Raw genomic sequence first — 16,013 nt, forward strand, 5'->3', positions numbered from 1 at the left:
ATGACTGCCATGACCCTGCACGAACGGCTGCAGCAGCCGAACATCCTTCTGGCCCCAGGCATCTACGACGCGTTGAGCGCCCTGGTGGCCGAGCAGGCCGGCTTCGAGGCGCTGTACCTCTCCGGCGCCTCCATCGCCTACACACGGCTGGGCCGCTCCGACGTGGGCCTGACCACCTACACCGAGGTGGAAGACACCCTGGCGCGCATCACCGAGCGGGTGCGCAAGCCCGTCATCGTGGATGCCGACACCGGCTTTGGCAACGCGCTGAACGTGCAGCGCACGGTGCGCGGCTTCGAGCGTGCGGGCGCGGCCATGGTGCAGATCGAGGACCAGGGCTTTCCCAAACGCTGCGGCCACCTGGACGGCAAGACCGTGGTGCCCGCCGCCGAGATGTGCGGCAAGCTGCGCGCCGCGCTCGACGCCCGCCGCGACGCCAGCATCCTGATCCTGGCGCGCACGGACGCGCTGGCGGTCGAGGGCATCGAGGCCGCGTTCGACCGGGCCGAGCGCTACCTGGAGTGCGGTGTGGATGCGCTCTTCATCGAAGCCCTGCGCACGCCCGAACAGATGGACGCCGCCTGCCAGCGTTTTGCCCACCGCATCCCCTTGCTGGCCAACATGGTCGAGGGCGGCAAGACCCCGGTGCAAAGCGCGCAGGAGCTGGGCCAGCGCGGTTTTCGCATCGCCATCTTCCCTGGCGGCACGGCGCGGGCGGTGGCCCACACCCTGCAGGGCTACTACGCCAGCCTGCACACGCACCAGACCACGGCGCCTTTCAAGGAGCGCATGCTGGACTTCGACGGGCTCAACGCGCTGATCGGCACGCCCGAGCTGATGGAGCAGGGCAGACAGTACGAATGACGAACCAGCGGGCGGCCCAATGCCCCCGCCCGCACTGCGTTACCGGCTGCCGCGTACCATGCCTCTGAAACCATTCATCGCATGGAGACCCACATGGCACAGAACCTTCAAACCATCACCCTGGGCGGCGGCTGCTTCTGGTGCACCGAGGCCGTGTTCGACCGCGTGCGCGGCATCACCGACGTGGAAAGCGGCTACACCAACGGCCAGACCATCAACCCCACCTACGAGCAGATCTGCCAGGGCGACACCGGCCACGCCGAGGTGGTGCGGCTGACGTACGACGCCGACGAGATCAGCCTGGAAGAAGTGCTGGAAATCTTCTTCCACACCCACGACCCGACCACCCTCAACCGCCAGGGTAACGACGTGGGCACGCAGTACCGCAGCGGCATCTACTTCGACAAGCCCGAGGATGGCGAGGCAGCCAACGCGATGATCCGCCAGATGTCGCAGGACAAGCTGTTCGGCGCGCCCATCACCACCGAGGTCAAGCCGCTGCAGAACTACAGCACGGCCGAGGCCTACCACCAGGACTACTTTGCGCGGAACCCGAATGCGGGTTACTGCGCGTTTGTGGTGGGGCCGAAGGTGGAGAAGTTCAGGAAGACGTTTGCGCGGTATGTGAAGGCATAGCCGCGCACAGCCCCCGCACTGGACATGCCGCGCACGCCGGGCCTACGGTGGCTGGGCATGCGTCAGCGATGCGCGCTGCAGCCGTCGCTGTCATTTCAGGCATCCTCGACCACCACGTTGAGCGAGAAGCGCAGCAACCATTGAATGGCTTTGTGAAAGGCCAGAGCGGCCACCACCCGGTCAGACAGGTGGTCGCACAACAGCAGGCCTTCAGGAATCAGGGTGATGGCGACATGGCGGCTGGCGTCAGGCCCCAGGCTTTCAAGGAGCCTGGAGATTTCTGCCGCAGCCTCGTCCGACACGCGAGCCATGGCCTCCTGCGGCACCTTTAACGTGTATTCGTATCCCAAAGGGGCCCTTTCAAATGGCCCATGTTAGCGAAGGGTTGCTGCGGCGGCATAATGCAACCCAATTGCGTTACTCCACCTGCCAGCCTGCAGCCATGTCCACCGCTCCCAAGCCCTCCCGCCCGAGCCCTCATCATCGCCCAGGCTGGGCGATGCCCGCAGGCATGCGTGCGACCCGTGCCACACGCGCACTGGCTGCGCTGTACGCAGCCCGCCCAGACGCAGCCTTCTCCGAACCCGAAGTCGAGGCTGCCCTGGCCAGTGCCGGCGCCCCGGTCAACAAAGTCACCGTCTATCGCATGCTCGACCGCTTCGCCGCGGCCGGGCTGCTGCACAAGCAGGTGGATGCCGCCCGCGTGACGCGGTATGCGCTCGCACCCCAAGGCGAGGAGGGCGCCGCGCCGCGCTTTGAATGCGACGACTGCCACCGCCAGTTCCGCCTGTCGCAGGGCTCTGCCAAGGTGCAGACAGCGTTGAAGCAGGTGCTGCAGGCGCTGGCCACCGCAGGGCACGAGAGCCTGGCGGTGGACATTGCCGTGCGGGGCCGCTGCGCGGGCTGCGCGCACCCTGCTGGGGGCGCGGCGGCATGATCCGGACCCGAGGCCTTGCCTACACCTACCCCACGGGCGATGCGCCGCTGCGCTTTCCGGATGTGGACCTGAACCAGGGCGGCACGCTGCTGCTGCGCGGCCGTTCGGGCACGGGCAAGTCCACCTGGCTGTCGCTCATTGCCGGCCTGCGCGGCGCGAGCGGCGGTGACCTGTTCGTGGGCGGCCTGCAGCTGGGCACGCAGCGCGGCGCGGAGCTCGATGCCTGGCGCGCGCGCAGCATCGGGTTCTTGCCACAAAAGCTGCACCTGTCCAGCGCACTCACCGTGGCGGACAACCTGGGCCTGGTCTACTTTGCAGCCGGGCTGCCGCGCGACGACTCTGCAATAGCCCGCGCGCTGGCGCAACTGGGTGTGGCAGAGCTGGCCGCGCGCAAGCCGCACCAGATCTCGGGCGGGCAGGCGCAGCGCGTGGCGCTGGCGCGGGCGGTGCTGCTGGCGCCCGAGCTGCTGCTGGCCGACGAACCCACCGCCAGCCTGGACGACGAAGCCGCCGCCGACGCGCTGTCCCTGCTGCAGCGCAGCGCCGCCGCGTGTGGCGCCAGCCTGGTCATCGCCACGCACGACCAGCGCGTGGTGCAGGCACTGGCCGGCGTGCAGCAGCTGGATTTGAATGAAACAGCGGCCTACCGCGCTCTGGACGGGCGCAACCAGCTATGAAAAACATAGTAAAGCTCGCATCCCTGTCCTGGCGCTACCTGTGGTCCCGTCCGCTGGCCGCCGTGCTCAACCTGCTGGTGCTCACGCTGGGCCTGGCCGCCATCACGCTGGTGCTGCTGGTGGCCACGCAGCTCGACAAGGCTTTCGAGCGGGACCTGGATGGCATCGACCTGGTGGTGGGCGCCAAGGGCAGCCCGCTGCAACTGATCCTGGCGGGCGTGTTCCACATCGACGTGCCCACCGGCAACATCCCGCTGCAGGAGGTGCAGGCCCTGCAGAAGAACCCGCTGGTGGCGCAGGTCATCCCGCTGAGCCTGGGCGACAGCTACCAGGGCTACCGCATCGTGGGCACCACGCCGGACTATGTATCGCACTACAGCGCCACGCTGGCGGAAGGCGCCCTGTGGCAGCAGCCCATGGACGCCGTGCTGGGCGCCAGCGTGGCGCGCGGCATTGTCAAGCCCGACCACGGCGGTGCGCCGCTGGTGGGCGCCACCTTCATCGGCAGCCACGGCCTGGGCGGGGGAGGGCACGCGCACGGCGACCACCCCTACCGCGTGAGCGGCGTGCTGGCGCCTTGCGGCTGCGTGCTCGACCGCCTTGTGCTGACCCGCACCGAATCCGTCTGGATGGTGCACGAGACCGCCACGGCCACCGAGCCTGAGGATCTGGAGATATTGAAGGAAGAGCGCGAAGTGACCGTGGCACTGCTGCGCTACCGCACGCCCCTGGCCGCCGTCACGCTGCCGCGCCAGATCAATGCCGACACTGCCTTGCAGGCCGCCGCGCCCGCCATCGAGGTGACGCGCCTGCTGCGCCTGCTAGGTGTGGGAGCCGATGTGCTGCGCGCGTTTGGCGGCGTGCTGCTGGCGGTGGCGGCGCTCAGCGTGTTCATCGCGCTGTGGAACGCGGTGCGCGAGCGCCGGGCCGACCTGGCCATGCTGCGCATGCTGGGCGCGCCCCCGGGCCGCGTGGCCGGGCTGGTGCTGTGGGAGGCGCTGTGGCTGGCCGCCATGGCGTCGGCCCTGGGCTTGCTGATGGGCCACACCTTGGCGCACACGCTGGGCTGGGTGCTGCAGTCTCAAGGCCTGCTGCCGGTGAGCGGCCTGGTGTGGCTGCCGGCCGAGGCGGGCGTGCCGCTGCTGGCCGGTGCGGTGGCGGCGCTGGCGGCGCTGTTGCCAGCCATGCAGGCCTACCGCACCGAGGTGGCGGACCTGCTGAGCCAGCCCTGAGCTTCCTGTTCTTCATTTCACTTCAATCTTCACTCCTCATCTTTCGAAAGGTTCTCCATGAAAAAGCTGTTCACCACCGTGGCCCTGGTGCCCTTGATGCTGCTGGCCGGTGCCGTGGCCCATGCGCAGGGCGCGCATTCCGACAAGGAAACCAAGGCCGATGTGGAGCGCCACCGCGCCATGGCCGCCGCGCACGAGGCCGCGGCCAAGTGCCTGGAGTCTGGCAAAGACCACGACACCTGCCAGAAGGAACTCCAGACCGCATGCAAGGGTCTGGGGATTGGCAAGTATTGCGGCATGCGCCACGGTCATTAAGGCTCCCCCTGAGGCGCTGCGCGCCTTCCCCCCTGAGGGGGACGCCCCCGGTGGCCCGGCGGAGCCGGTTCCACGGGGGCGCTGGGATTGGGGCGCGCCGGTTTTGCAGGGCGCGGGCGCAACGGAGTTCAGGTGGAATCGGCCCGTTTGTCGACGGCGCTGTTACACATATGGAATAGCTGGCCCTGTGCGCACGGGGCGTTTACGGAGGGGATTTTTATGCACCATCGTTGGTTGCCTCGGTTTGTGACCGGGCGCTCTATCGCTCTGCCTTTGGCGCTGGCGTTGGGTCTCGGTGTTTCTGGTACCGCGCTGGCACAAGCCAAGCCTTCCGCAGCGCTTGTGCTCAGTTCGCCGTTGCCAGCCGGCGCGGGTGGGGCGCCGGTGGCGGGTGTGCCGTCGGGCTCGGGGGCGGGGTATCACAGCCCGAACAGCCCGATCGCGCCGCTGCCCCAGCGCACGGATGTGATTCCTTGGTCGGTGCTGACCGACCTGACCAAGAAGACTACCAAGGATGGCATCCTGCCCGTGTTCAGCGATGCGCAAAAGGGCATGGACAAGACCACGCAGCGCATCCAGGGCTTCATGATGCCGCTGGATGCCAAGGCCACGCAGACGCATTTTCTGCTCACTTCGGTGCCGCTGACCTGCTCGTTCTGCCTTCCGGGGGGGCCCGAGAGCATGGTCGAGGTGAAGGCGAAGACCCCCGTGCGCTATTCGATGGAGCCCGTGGTGGTCGAGGGCAAGTTCACCGTGCTCCACAATGACCAGTACGGCCTGTATTACCGCGTGGTGGAGGCCGTGCCGGTGAAATAATCGCAGGGGCGCCGGCGTTCCGCGCCGTGCGCCTGTCCTCACTGGTTCCCTTTCGTTTTGCACTGCATCTTTTCGTGACTTCCCCATCCCGCCCACACCGGCACCAGCCGACGCCTGCCCACCGCAGTACCGGGCAGGGCGCGCCTTGGCGCATGTGGGGCGGTGTGGGCCAGTGGGCAAGCCGCCTGCAGACGCAGGCCATGGTGCGGCTGGCGCTGGCGTGGCTGCTGCTGGCCCTGGTGGTGGTGCCTACGCTGGGGCGGCTGCACCAATTGGCGCACTTCGGCGCGCTGGGCCGGGTGCATGCCGGTCAGGCGCTGACGCACAGCGCGGGTGTAGCGCCTTCATTGCCTTTTGCATCGGCAGCTACGGGCACCCGCTCCGCAGATGCCGCGCTGCCCGCTGCGGCCCACAGCCACGGGCTTCTGTCGCTCCTCCTGGGACAGCACGCGCCCGTCGATTGCCTTTTGCTCGACCAGCTTGCGCTGGGCGATGCCCTGCACAGTGCCACCCTGGCGCTGCCCGACGCGGTGCCTGCGCACGCACCGCCTGCCGACCATGCGCTGCGCACCGCCGCTGCGCATGTCGCGCTGTTCCAGGCGCGCGGCCCGCCTCGGGGCTGAGAAGCACCACGCCCCTGGGCTTTTTGGCGTCTGGCCTATCCAGCGCCTGAGCCTTGTCGCCTGACAGCACTGCACCGCACTTGATCGAATTGGATTGGATCGCCGTGCAGCCGCTGGGGCGGCCGAGGGCCCGCCGTTCGCCGCGGCCATCTGTGCTTCCACCTCTAGCTCACTCCTGATTTCATAGCTGCCAGCGCTTGACCATCAAGCGCTGGAGGCCATTTTTATTCATGGCTGCACGTCTATTGGTGTGCAGCCGCGCGCCGCACGCCTGGCTTTGCCATCGCGGTGCGCACCTGCCCGTTGCCAGCAAGCACCACCATGACACACACCTTCCTCGCCCCCCGTTTTGCCGCCCACCGCAGCCGCCCAGCCCTTCGTCCCGTGGCCTTCGCGGCCATGTTGGCGCTGTCGGGTACCGGCATCGCGCACGCGCAGGCCTCGCCTGTTGCTGTGGCCCCATCGGCGCCGGTGTCGGCCGATACCGCGCCCAGCCTGCCGTCCGTCACCGTGTCTGCCAGCGGCCTGCAACTGGGCGCGACGGAGATGACCACGCCCGCCACGGTGCTCGAAGGCGACGAGCTCGTGCGCCGCCGCGAGGCCACGCTGGGCGAGACGCTCAACAGCGAGCCCGGCATCACCAGCAGCCACTTCGGCGCGGGCGCGAGCCGCCCCATCATCCGCGGCATGGACGGCCCGCGCGTCAAGGTGCTGTCGGATGGGGCCGAGCTGCACGACGCCTCCACCATCAGCCCCGACCACGCCGTGGTGTCCGAGCCCTTGCTGGCCACGCAGATCGAGGTGCTGCGCGGCCCGTCGGCCCTGGTCTACGGCAACGGAGCGGTGGGCGGCGTGGTCAACGTGCTGGACGGCAAGATCCCCACCGCCGTGCCGGAGAAGGGCTACGAAGGCAGCGCCGAGCTGCGCGCCAACACCGGCGCGCGCGAAGGGGCAGGGGCCTTCTCGCTCACGGGCGGCACTGGCAACCTGGCCGTGCACGTGGAAGGCGTCTCGCGCGACGCCAGCGACTACCGCGTGGGCAAAGGCTGGGCGCCCAACGGCGAGCCCGCCCGCAAGGTGCTGGGCAGCTTCAACCGCACCGACACCGGCAGCGTCGGCCTGTCGTGGGTGGGCGACCGGGGCTACCTGGGCGCGGCCTACACCCGCCAGACTGCCAAGTACGGGCTGCCAGGGCACAACCACAGCTTTGAGGGGTGCCACACCCACGGCGACCACCTGCACTGCGGTGCCCATGCCGACGAAGGTGAGGAGGGCCACGACCATGACCACGGCGCGGAGGCCGGTGACGTGCCGGTGGTGGACCTGCGCAGCGAACGCTTCGACATCCGCGGTGAGCTGCGCAACCCCTTTGCCGGCTTCTCGGCGCTGCGCCTGCGCGCCGGCGTCACCGACTACGTGCACGACGAGGTCGAGGACGGCGCCATCAGCACCACCTTCAAGAACAAGGCCTACGACACCCGCATCGAGCTGCAGCACGAACCCATCGCCGGCTTCAAAGGTCTGATCGGCCTGCAGACCTCGCAGCGCAAGTTCAGCGCCGAGGGCGAAGAGGCGTATGTGGAGCCCACCATCACCCGCAAGCTCGGCTTCTTCGCGCTGGAGGAATACCGCCTGGGCGACTGGCGCTTCGAAGCCGCCCTGCGCCACGACCGCCAGACGGCCGAGGCGCAGACCAGCGGCATCGAGCGCAGCCACAACGGCACGTCCGCGTCGCTGGGCGCGGTGTGGAAGTTCACGCCCGGCTACCAGGTGGGCACCTCGTTCACCCGCGCCAGCCGGGCTCCGTCGGCCGAAGAGCTGTACGCCCAGGGCCTGCACATGGCCACCAGCACGTACGAGCGCGGCAACCCCGACCTGCGCTCCGAGATCTCGCAGAACATCGACATCAGCCTGAAGAAGACCAGCGGCGACACCACCTTCGGCGTGAGCGTGTTCCGCAACCGCATCAGCAACTACATCTACGGCCGCACGCTGGACGAGGTCGACGGCCTGCAACTGCTGCAGTACAGCCAGGCCGACGCCACCTTCACCGGCATCGAAGGTCAGGTGCGCCAGCGCCTGAACCGCCACTTCGGCATCACCCTGTTCGGCGACACCGTGCGCGCGCGCCTGGCCGGCGGCGGCCTGCTGCCCCGCATCCCCGCCACCCGCGCCGGCCTGCGCCTGGACGGCAACTGGAACGCCTGGGAAGGCCAGGTCGAATGGGTGCAGGTGGCCCGCCAGGGTCGTGTGGCGGAGTTCGAAACCGCCACGCCCGGGTACGGCATGTTGAATGTGGGCGTGAGCTACAGCGGCCAGTTCAGCGGCGGCACACCGTGGCAGGTGTATGTGAAGGCGAACAACCTGACCGACCGCCTGGCGTATGCGCACACCTCGTTCATCAAGAACGCGGCGCCGCTGATGGGGCGCAATGTGACGGTGGGGGTGAAGGTAGCGTTTTGATGGACGGGCCCGGGCGCCATGCGAGTTGGCAGCCCGCGCCCGGGCCGTGACTAGGAATGGACGGGAAGTCTCGCCAGTTCATTCCAATTGTTAACAAAATTCAACTGTTTGCAATAACTGGATACAAGTCATAAAATCCTCGGTGAAAACCCTGGTTTGAGACCCAGCACCTGATCAAAAACCGATCGTCCCCACGGCGTCCCGCGCCGGGCGTTGGGGGATCGGGCCATCCGGACACCCACCCGCGCCGCTGACTAAGCTTCGTGGGGGTCTGTCCGCCGACATCCGGCACTGCCACATGGGGCTAGGGGATAGGTCCCCGTCCACCAACCCCGATGTCCAGATCAGCCACTTTCCCCCTTTATTACCGAGCCGACCGTCGATGCCCGTACCCGAAATTGCCGTCCTGGACCTGACTTCACGCATTGGCGGCTACGCGCTGGCCCAGCTCGGTGTGACCGGCACCACCGGCCACGGCGCCTGGGAAAAGATGCCACTGGGCGGTGTGGCGGGGTCTCCGGAGATCAGCTGGTACCGGCCTGCCAACGTGCCGGATCTGTCCCAACTGCCAGCCCAGCCCGACGCCGTGGCCATCCTGGTGGGCCCCGGCGCCTTCACCATGCTGCCGGCAGTGCTGGCGCTGCAGCCGCTGCTGGACGCGCGGGCGGTGTGGTTCTTCCTGCTGCCCAACGCCGTGATGGAAGACATGGAGATCGCCAAGTTCCTGCGCACCCACCCGCGCGCAGGGGTTCACAAATACCAGTTGCCCAACAGCGACCCGCAGACGCTGTGGTTCGTGCTGATGGAGCAGGTGGGCAAGGTCAAGACGGTCAATGAGTATTTCAACGAAGAGAAAAAAGGCACAGACGGTATGAGTTCGAATCTGAAGAGTTCCATGGACGCAGCCATGACGATCGACGGCGCACTGGCCGTGGCGCTGGTGGACTACCGCAGCGGCATGTGCCTGGCGCAGGCCGGCAGCGGCATGAACCTGGATCTTGCCGCCGCGGGCAACACGCAGGTCGTGCAGGCCAAGCTCAAGACCATGGAATCCCTGGGCATCCGCCGCGGCATCGAAGACATCCTGATCACGCTGGCCGAGCAATATCACCTGATCCGCCTGATCCCCAACAACGAAGGGCTGTTCCTGTACCTGGTGCTCGACCGCAGCAAGGGCAACCTGGCACTGGCCCGCTACCGGCTGACCGACCTGGAGCGGTCGCTGAAGGTTTGAGATCACAACCTGTGACCTTGGAGACGGACGGTTGGCACGGTTGGGCCCGTCCTCTATCCGGCTAGATTGTCTGCAGCGCCACTCCGGGTGAGCGTCTGCGTGCCACGGGCTTTTTCAACCGGATGATCAGGCCGGTCTCCGACAGCAAGGCCAACACCACGCCGACGATGCACAAGAAAATCCGGCAGGGCTGGCTATAGTCCTAGGCGGCCACAGGCCATGCGCACTGCGTCAGCCTTCGCGGGCACCAGTGTCTCCTGACCACTATTGTTTCCCCCTGCGCCCAGCACGCCATGACTGCCTACACCTGCCACTGGATCGAAACGGCCCCCCAGCGCAAGAACAGCGCGCCGTTGCTCATACAGCTCACGCTCCATCCCAACGGCTATGACGGACAAGCGTATTGGAAGCGGCAGGAGGCGCGCACGTCGGCCGAGCGTTTCAAGATGGTGGAAGACCTCGTCTTTCCCGCAGAGGGCGGGCCGCAGGCGGTGCTGCAGCGATTCGTCGCCTTGCGCGCAACGTTGGCGGGCAGCGGCTTTGAAGAAGTGGTGGCACCGGACAGGGTCTATGGGCCTGCCAGCATTGCCGGCCACCGTCCCAAGACCCGCGACGAGTGCCTGATGGATCTGGCGGCGCTGCACACCGAATGCGGCGACAACGATGGCGCGCTTGAGCTGCTGCAGCAGTGCCAGCACAGCGAGGGTGCGTGGTTCTGGCATACGGCAGCGCGGCGTGCGCACGCCAACCGCGCACGCGCGAACCCGGACGCAGCTGCCGATGACGCTGACGATGACGACTGGGCCGCCGCTTTGAACCACTGCATCGCCATCATCACCAGTGCCGAGCAACAAAACACCGGCCCGTTTTACATGCACACCGGCAGCAGCAGCTATTACTTCGGCGACAGCTATGCGGGTGCACCGGCGCAACTTGCCGCTGCCGCGCAGACGATGGCCGAGTACGCGCTGTGCATTGCCAACGAGCCCGAGCAGGCACTGCAGGCCATTGCCTTGGCCGACAGCACCAGCAGCGGCACAACGCAGATACAGCAGTTTCGTGTGACAGCTCTGCTCCAGCTGGGACGCACCGCCGAGGCTCACGCGTGCCACCGCAAATGGAGCTTGCGCATGCCTGACGTGCTTGACGACCCCGTCTACCAGAACTACATCCAGCGCGAAGCCGCGCAGGCCAACGACACCGAGCGCCAACGCATCGGTGCGCTGCGATTCGAATATGCCCAAGGAGAGAGCGCCACAGCGGCACAGCTCGATCTGCTGCGCGAGCACTTCCCCGCAGTGCTGGACAACGCATCCTGCGCGGCATATGTGCACTGGATCAGCGCCCCCGACCAGTCGCACCAACTGACGGTGGTCGATGGCGAGTACCGCCAGTCCTACCAGCTGTTCAGCATCCCGCAGGCGCTGGAGAAGCACGCAGAAATCATGGATTGGCTCGGCCTGCACGACGACAGCTCGCCCGAGTTGGCCGCCGAGATCCGCCAGGCCATCGCCAACGAGGGGATCGACCCGCTGAGCATGCTGCCCATCGTGGGCGACGAGAACTCGAGCGACTGCTTCTTGCTGCGCACCGCGGGGCCGGACGTCGGTGCGGTGTACTTCTGGTCGCACGAAGAATCTGCCCTTTTCAATCCCATCGTGGCAGGCGCAGAGCAGTTGTTCGCGTGGCTGCGCGCACAGGCAGAGTCGGGGTACACGTTTTCTTTGTGACCCACGTGGCTGGTCGATGTCCATGACGCCGAGGCGCCGTGACGGCGCTGCAGCAGGACGTCTGCTCGCCACTGACCTATGAACCTTCACCTCGCTGCTGCACAGACATCAGTACCGACCGCGATGCCACTTGCCCCTAGTCATACTTGGCATGGAGGCCGTATGACGTGACCTCGGGGCCACGCGCGAGGCAGGCCTGACGGGCGCCCAGCGCACACGCGCCCATCCCTATCCACCCACATCCACGCGTTGCTTGCCGGCGCCAGCCCACCATGCCCAACTTACTGCTCTACCCCATGGCATTGCACGTCGCACTGGCCGCTCTCCTGTATGCCTTGCTCACTGCAGTGCGCGCCCCCACAGTCTGGGGTATCGGCTGCAATCCCGATGGCTCCAACCCGTGGGCGGCCATGGAGCGGCGGGTGAGCGCCAATTTGTCCAACCAGTTCGAATGGCCGCTGTTCTTCTACGTGGTGTGCCTGCTGCTGTGGCAACTGCAGGCGGTGGATACCGTGCAGGTCGCGCTGGCCTGGACATTCATCGCAGGCCGCGTGGCGCACAGCCTGGTGCAGGTGTTCACGTCCAATGTGCGGTTGCGTGGCGTCGTTTTCATGGTCAATTTTCTGGCCGTGCTGGGCATGTGGGGCTGGCTGGTCGCGGGGCAGTGGGGATGGGCGGGGCGGGTGGGATGACGCACACCGAGCTTCACGAACTGTTGGCGGGCCACTTCGGGCTGGTGCCCGAGCCCATCGACAACGGCGTATCGCGCACGTACTTCATCCGCGAGGTGCAGTGGCATCCGCAGCGAAGCACCCGGGTGGCGCGTGCTGGCGGGCACTGCGGCGCAGGCTGCGCGCATCCAGCTGTGCGCCTCATCGGACAACAACAACACCGTACTGATCACGGCGCCGTTCAGTGCTGAGCGCTTGCGCGGGCTGCTGGCGGATGAAATCGCTCTGGTCGAGGCGCGGCTTGCCACCGTGGGCGCGGCGGGGTCAGGTCGGTGAGCCGGGCAGGGACAGCCAGCGCGTCGTCTGTCACGACAGCAGGCCTGCCGTCGCCCTGCATCCACCCGCTTTCGACTTGCTTTCACCCACCCTTGGTGAAAGCACAATGGCAGCCCCTGTGCGCACGCGGCATGATCCCCTGCTTATGAAACTCCTCCTGGTCGAAGACGATTTTGATCTGGCCGGCGCCCTGAGCCGCAGCCTGGCGGCGCGCGGCTTCGAGGTGCTGTGTTGTGCGGACGGCAAGGAGGCGCTGGCGGCCGCCCGCCGCACCGTGTTCGACGTGATCACGCTCGATTTGTCGCTGCCCGGGCTGGACGGCCTGGAGGTGCTGCGCCGCCTGCGGGATGGCGGCAGCACCACGCCCGTGCTGGCGCTCACGGCCCGCGCGGCGGTGACGGACCGGATCGCGGGGCTGGAGGCGGGCGCCGATGACTACCTGGCCAAGCCGTTCGACCTGGACGAGCTGGTGGCGCGCCTGCGGGCGCTCACGCGGCGGGTGGGGCGCGACGGGCAGTTGCGCTGCGGCACGCTGTACCGCGAGCCGGGCAGCGGGGTGTTCTACAACGATGCGTTGCCGCTGGATTTGTCGCAGCGCGAGGCCGAGCTGCTGCGGCTGCTGATGTCCCGCGTGGACCGGGTGGTGAGCAAGGAAGAGCTGCGCACACAGGTGTTTGCCGACACGGGCGAGCAGCAGGTGCAGGCCGACGCGGTAGAGGTGGTCGTGCACCGCCTGCGCAAGAAGCTGGTGGGCACCAATGCCGAGATCGTGACCCTGCGCGGCGTGGGCTACCTGCTGTGCGACGGCGACAGCATGGCCGCGCAAAAGGGCGGGGCACCCCGGTGACGCCAATGCGGCGTCGGTGGGGTGCGTGGCACGGGCCGCGGCGCTGGCAGCCGCGCGGCGGCTCGCTGCGGCGGCTGCTGGTGGTGTGGCCGCTGGCGGCGCTGTGGGGCCTGGTGGCGCTGTTCACTGGCGCACATGCGGTGCAGCAGATGCGCACCAATGCCGACTGGCAGGACAACACCCTGCGCGTGGCCCTGCTGGCCTGGCCGGCGGGGCAAGGCACCGACAACGACAACGACAACGACAACGACAACGACGCCGATACCGGTGCGCCAGCCTACGCCACGCCATCCGTCCGGCCGCAGTGGTTGCGCGAGACCCGGCTGGGCGGCGAGCGCCTGGCCGGCAGCGCGGCGGTGCCGCCCTTGCTGTCGGTGCACGAACTCGGCGCGCCCGGGCAGGTGCACTTCTACCTGGCGGAGATCGACGGCCAACTGGCCCGCGTGGGCGCCACGCTGTACCAGCCCGCAGGGGTTGCCGCTGGCGGCGAGCCCGTCGTGCGGCAGGTGGCGCGCCGCTGGAACGAGCGCCTGCCCACCCTGGGGCAGATGCTGGACAACCCGGTCTTGCGCGCCGTCTACGCCCTGGCGCTGGCGATGAGCGCCGTGTCGGTGGCGCTGGCGCATGTGGCGTCCGCCTGGCTGCGCCGCGCGGATGCGTCGCTGGAGCGGCCGGCGGGCGCGGCCGTGGCGCCGTACGAAGGGCCGTCGGAGCTGGCGCCTGCCGTGGTGCACCTGCGCACGCTGCAGGCGGGGCAAAGCCGCTGGATCGAGGAGCAGCGGCGCTTTCTGGCCGACGCCACGCACCAGCTGCGCACCCCCATGGCGGTGCTGCGCACGCAGCTGCAGTCGGCCATCCATGGCGACGTGTTGCCGGCCGACGCCTTGCAGCAGATGCTGCACACGGTGGACAGGGCCTCGGGCCTGGCCAACCAGTTGCTCAGCCTGAGCAAGGTGGAGCAGCTCAAGCGCATGGGCGAGCTGCCCTGCGTGGACCTGAACGCCGTGGCGCGCGAGGCGGTGATGGAGCTGGCACCGCTGATCGCCGCCAAGCGCCTGGACTTTGCGCTGGAGGGGCCTGACCTCTCGGTGCCCGGCGACGCTGCCTTGCTGGGCGAGCTGATGCGCAACCTGCTGGCCAATGCCATCCACCACACACCGGCGCACGGGCGGCTGGGCGTGCTGCTGCGCGACAGCACCGGCTGGCGCGAAATGCTGGTGTGGGACGAAGGCCCCGGCATCGAGGACGGGGTGCGCCAGCGCCTGTTCCAGCCGTTTTCTGCGGGCAAGGGCGGCGTGGGCCTGGGCCTGTCGATCTGCAAGCAGATCGCCGAGTCGATGGGCGCCGAGGTGACCCTGTTCAACCGGCAGGACGCGGGGCGGGTGGTGGGCGTGGATGCACTCGTGACCTGGGGGCCGTCGGCGGCGTCGGGGGACACGGGCGCCACGCTGGCCCCGGACGGCCTGTCCGCAGCGCCAGGCGCCGCGCCTGCCTGAGGAAACCACTGCTATGACCCTGTCATCATTCCCTCCGCCCCTGGCGTCCCATGGCATCGAGTTCCAGGGCGTGTGCAAGCGCTTTGGCACCGCCGACAGCGACCCGCTGGTGGTGGACCACATCAGCTTTGCCGTGCCCCGGGGCACGCTCACCACCATCCTCGGGCCGTCGGGCTGCGGCAAGACCACCACGCTGCGCATGATCGCCGGGCTGGAGTCGCCCACGGCCGGGCGCATTTTCATCGACGGCCACGACGTGACCACGCTGGGCCCGGCCCAGCGCAATGTGAGCCTGGTGTTCCAGAGCTATGCGCTGTTTCCGCACATGAACGTGATCGACAACGTGTGCTATGGCCTGCGCATGTCGGGCCTGGGCAAGGCCCAGGTGCGCGAGAAGGCGCGCGCCATGCTGGACACCGTGGGCCTGCACGGGCTGGACCAGCGCCGGCCCGCGGAGCTGTCGGGCGGCCAGCAGCAGCGGGTGGCGCTGGCCCGGGCGCTGGCGCTGGAGCCGGCGGTGCTGCTGTTCGACGAGCCGCTGTCCAACCTGGACGCCCGCCTGCGCCGCGCGATGCGCGAAGAGATCCGCACGCTGCAGCAGCGGCTGTCGCTCACGGTGGCGTACGTGACGCACGACCAGAGCGAGGCCCTGGCGGTCAGCGACCAGATCATCGTGATGAACAAGGGCGCCATCGCCCAGCGCGGCGCGCCCAGCGAGCTGTACGAGCAGCCCGCGTCGGAGTTCGTGGCCGGCTTCATGGGCGAGGCCATGCTGTTCGAGGGCACCAACCAAGCCAGCCAGCCCCCCGGCGGCGCCCCGGGCCATGCCGACCTGGGCCCGCTGCGCGTGCCGTCGCCGCCCTCGCTGGCCTCCGGCCCGGTGAAGATAGCCGTGCGCCCCGAGGCCTGGATCATCGGCCCGGCCACAACGGCGGGCCTGGCCGCCCGGCTGACCAAGCGCACCTATCTGGGCAGCATCATGGAATACACGTTTGCCAGCGCGCTGGGCGAGATCTTCGTCGTCTCGCCCCTGGTCAAGGCGCCGCTGGATGTGGGCGCGCCGGTGAGCCTGACGCTGGCGGACCACGGCGTGTCCGTGGTGGCTGGCTAGACCCGCATGAACTGCAACAACGAAC

Annotated in this window: 17 protein-coding genes; 16 read left to right on the plus strand and 1 reads right to left on the minus strand. The window is 68.2% G+C overall.

The window, feature by feature from the left end; translation table 11 throughout:
- Both ASG27_RS23555 and msrA read left to right on the plus strand, forming a co-directional pair.
- Positions 1 to 864, plus strand: a complete 864-nt coding sequence (locus tag ASG27_RS23555) for an isocitrate lyase/PEP mutase family protein (RefSeq protein ID WP_056412333.1) — start codon at positions 1 to 3, stop codon at positions 862 to 864.
- 93 nt (positions 865 to 957) lie between these two features.
- Positions 958 to 1,500 (plus strand): peptide-methionine (S)-S-oxide reductase MsrA, encoded by a 543-nt coding sequence (gene msrA, locus ASG27_RS23560; RefSeq protein ID WP_156370938.1) that lies wholly within the window; start codon positions 958 to 960, stop codon positions 1,498 to 1,500.
- 95 nt (positions 1,501 to 1,595) lie between these two features.
- Here the strand turns inward: msrA and ASG27_RS23565 are convergent, their stop codons facing one another.
- Entirely contained in the window at positions 1,596 to 1,850 is a 255-nt protein-coding gene (locus ASG27_RS23565; RefSeq protein WP_156370940.1) for a hypothetical protein, read from the minus strand.
- Positions 1,851 to 2,011: 161 nt separating this feature from the next.
- On the opposite strand from ASG27_RS23565, the gene ASG27_RS23570 reads away from it, so the two are divergent.
- The 14 genes from ASG27_RS23570 to ASG27_RS23635 all read left to right on the plus strand — a co-directional run bounded on the left by ASG27_RS23570 (position 2,012) and on the right by ASG27_RS23635 (position 15,988).
- The gene (locus ASG27_RS23570) at positions 2,012 to 2,437 is read left to right on the plus strand and encodes a Fur family transcriptional regulator (RefSeq protein WP_056412339.1); all 426 of its coding nucleotides are present in this window, start codon (positions 2,012 to 2,014) and stop codon (positions 2,435 to 2,437) included.
- Positions 2,434 to 3,114: an ABC transporter ATP-binding protein gene (locus ASG27_RS23575; RefSeq protein WP_056412039.1), complete on the plus strand. Its 681-nt coding sequence runs from the start codon at positions 2,434 to 2,436 to the stop codon at positions 3,112 to 3,114. Before ASG27_RS23570 ends, ASG27_RS23575 begins: the two co-directional genes overlap by 4 nt.
- Entirely contained in the window at positions 3,111 to 4,346 is a 1,236-nt protein-coding gene (locus tag ASG27_RS23580; protein ID WP_056412043.1) for an ABC transporter permease, read from the plus strand. The genes ASG27_RS23575 and ASG27_RS23580 overlap by 4 nt, the downstream gene beginning before the upstream one ends.
- 57 nt (positions 4,347 to 4,403) lie before the next feature.
- On the plus strand, positions 4,404 to 4,661 hold the full coding sequence (locus ASG27_RS23585) for a hypothetical protein (RefSeq protein ID WP_056412046.1): 258 nt from the start codon (positions 4,404 to 4,406) through the stop codon (positions 4,659 to 4,661).
- 219 nt (positions 4,662 to 4,880) lie between these two features.
- Complete coding sequence (locus ASG27_RS23590; protein WP_056412049.1) at positions 4,881 to 5,477, plus strand: DUF3299 domain-containing protein; 597 nt, start codon at positions 4,881 to 4,883, stop codon at positions 5,475 to 5,477.
- A gap of 74 nt (positions 5,478 to 5,551) precedes the next feature.
- Positions 5,552 to 6,100: a hypothetical protein gene (locus tag ASG27_RS23595; protein WP_235503906.1), complete on the plus strand. Its 549-nt coding sequence runs from the start codon at positions 5,552 to 5,554 to the stop codon at positions 6,098 to 6,100.
- Between the two features lie 321 nt (positions 6,101 to 6,421).
- Positions 6,422 to 8,563 (plus strand): TonB-dependent receptor domain-containing protein, encoded by a 2,142-nt coding sequence (locus ASG27_RS23600; RefSeq protein WP_056412342.1) that lies wholly within the window; start codon positions 6,422 to 6,424, stop codon positions 8,561 to 8,563.
- An 871-nt stretch (positions 8,564 to 9,434) separates the two neighbouring features.
- Positions 9,435 to 9,797 carry a hypothetical protein gene (locus ASG27_RS28050; protein WP_056412345.1) on the plus strand — a complete coding sequence of 121 codons (363 nt, stop codon included), beginning with the start codon at positions 9,435 to 9,437 and terminating at the stop codon, positions 9,795 to 9,797.
- Positions 9,798 to 10,090: 293 nt separating this feature from the next.
- A complete protein-coding gene (locus tag ASG27_RS23610) occupies positions 10,091 to 11,527 on the plus strand; it encodes an SMI1/KNR4 family protein (RefSeq protein WP_056412054.1) in 1,437 nt (478 codons plus the stop codon).
- A gap of 296 nt (positions 11,528 to 11,823) precedes the next feature.
- Positions 11,824 to 12,219, plus strand: a complete 396-nt coding sequence (locus ASG27_RS23615) for an MAPEG family protein (protein WP_200912386.1) — start codon at positions 11,824 to 11,826, stop codon at positions 12,217 to 12,219.
- A complete protein-coding gene (locus ASG27_RS27055; protein ID WP_156370942.1) occupies positions 12,216 to 12,449 on the plus strand; it encodes a hypothetical protein in 234 nt (77 codons plus the stop codon). The genes ASG27_RS23615 and ASG27_RS27055 overlap by 4 nt, the downstream gene beginning before the upstream one ends.
- A 230-nt stretch (positions 12,450 to 12,679) precedes the next feature.
- Positions 12,680 to 13,381, plus strand: a complete 702-nt coding sequence (locus ASG27_RS23625; RefSeq protein ID WP_056412063.1) for a response regulator transcription factor — start codon at positions 12,680 to 12,682, stop codon at positions 13,379 to 13,381.
- Between the two features lie 5 nt (positions 13,382 to 13,386).
- Entirely contained in the window at positions 13,387 to 14,877 is a 1,491-nt protein-coding gene (locus ASG27_RS23630; RefSeq protein ID WP_082493101.1) for a sensor histidine kinase, read from the plus strand.
- 13 nt (positions 14,878 to 14,890) lie between these two features.
- The gene (locus ASG27_RS23635) at positions 14,891 to 15,988 is read left to right on the plus strand and encodes an ABC transporter ATP-binding protein (protein WP_056412064.1); all 1,098 of its coding nucleotides are present in this window, start codon (positions 14,891 to 14,893) and stop codon (positions 15,986 to 15,988) included.
- Positions 15,989 to 16,013: the final 25 nt, after the last annotated feature.

The sequence above is a fragment of the Acidovorax sp. Leaf191 genome, assembly GCF_001424425.1.
Classification (GTDB): domain Bacteria; phylum Pseudomonadota; class Gammaproteobacteria; order Burkholderiales; family Burkholderiaceae_C; genus Acidovorax.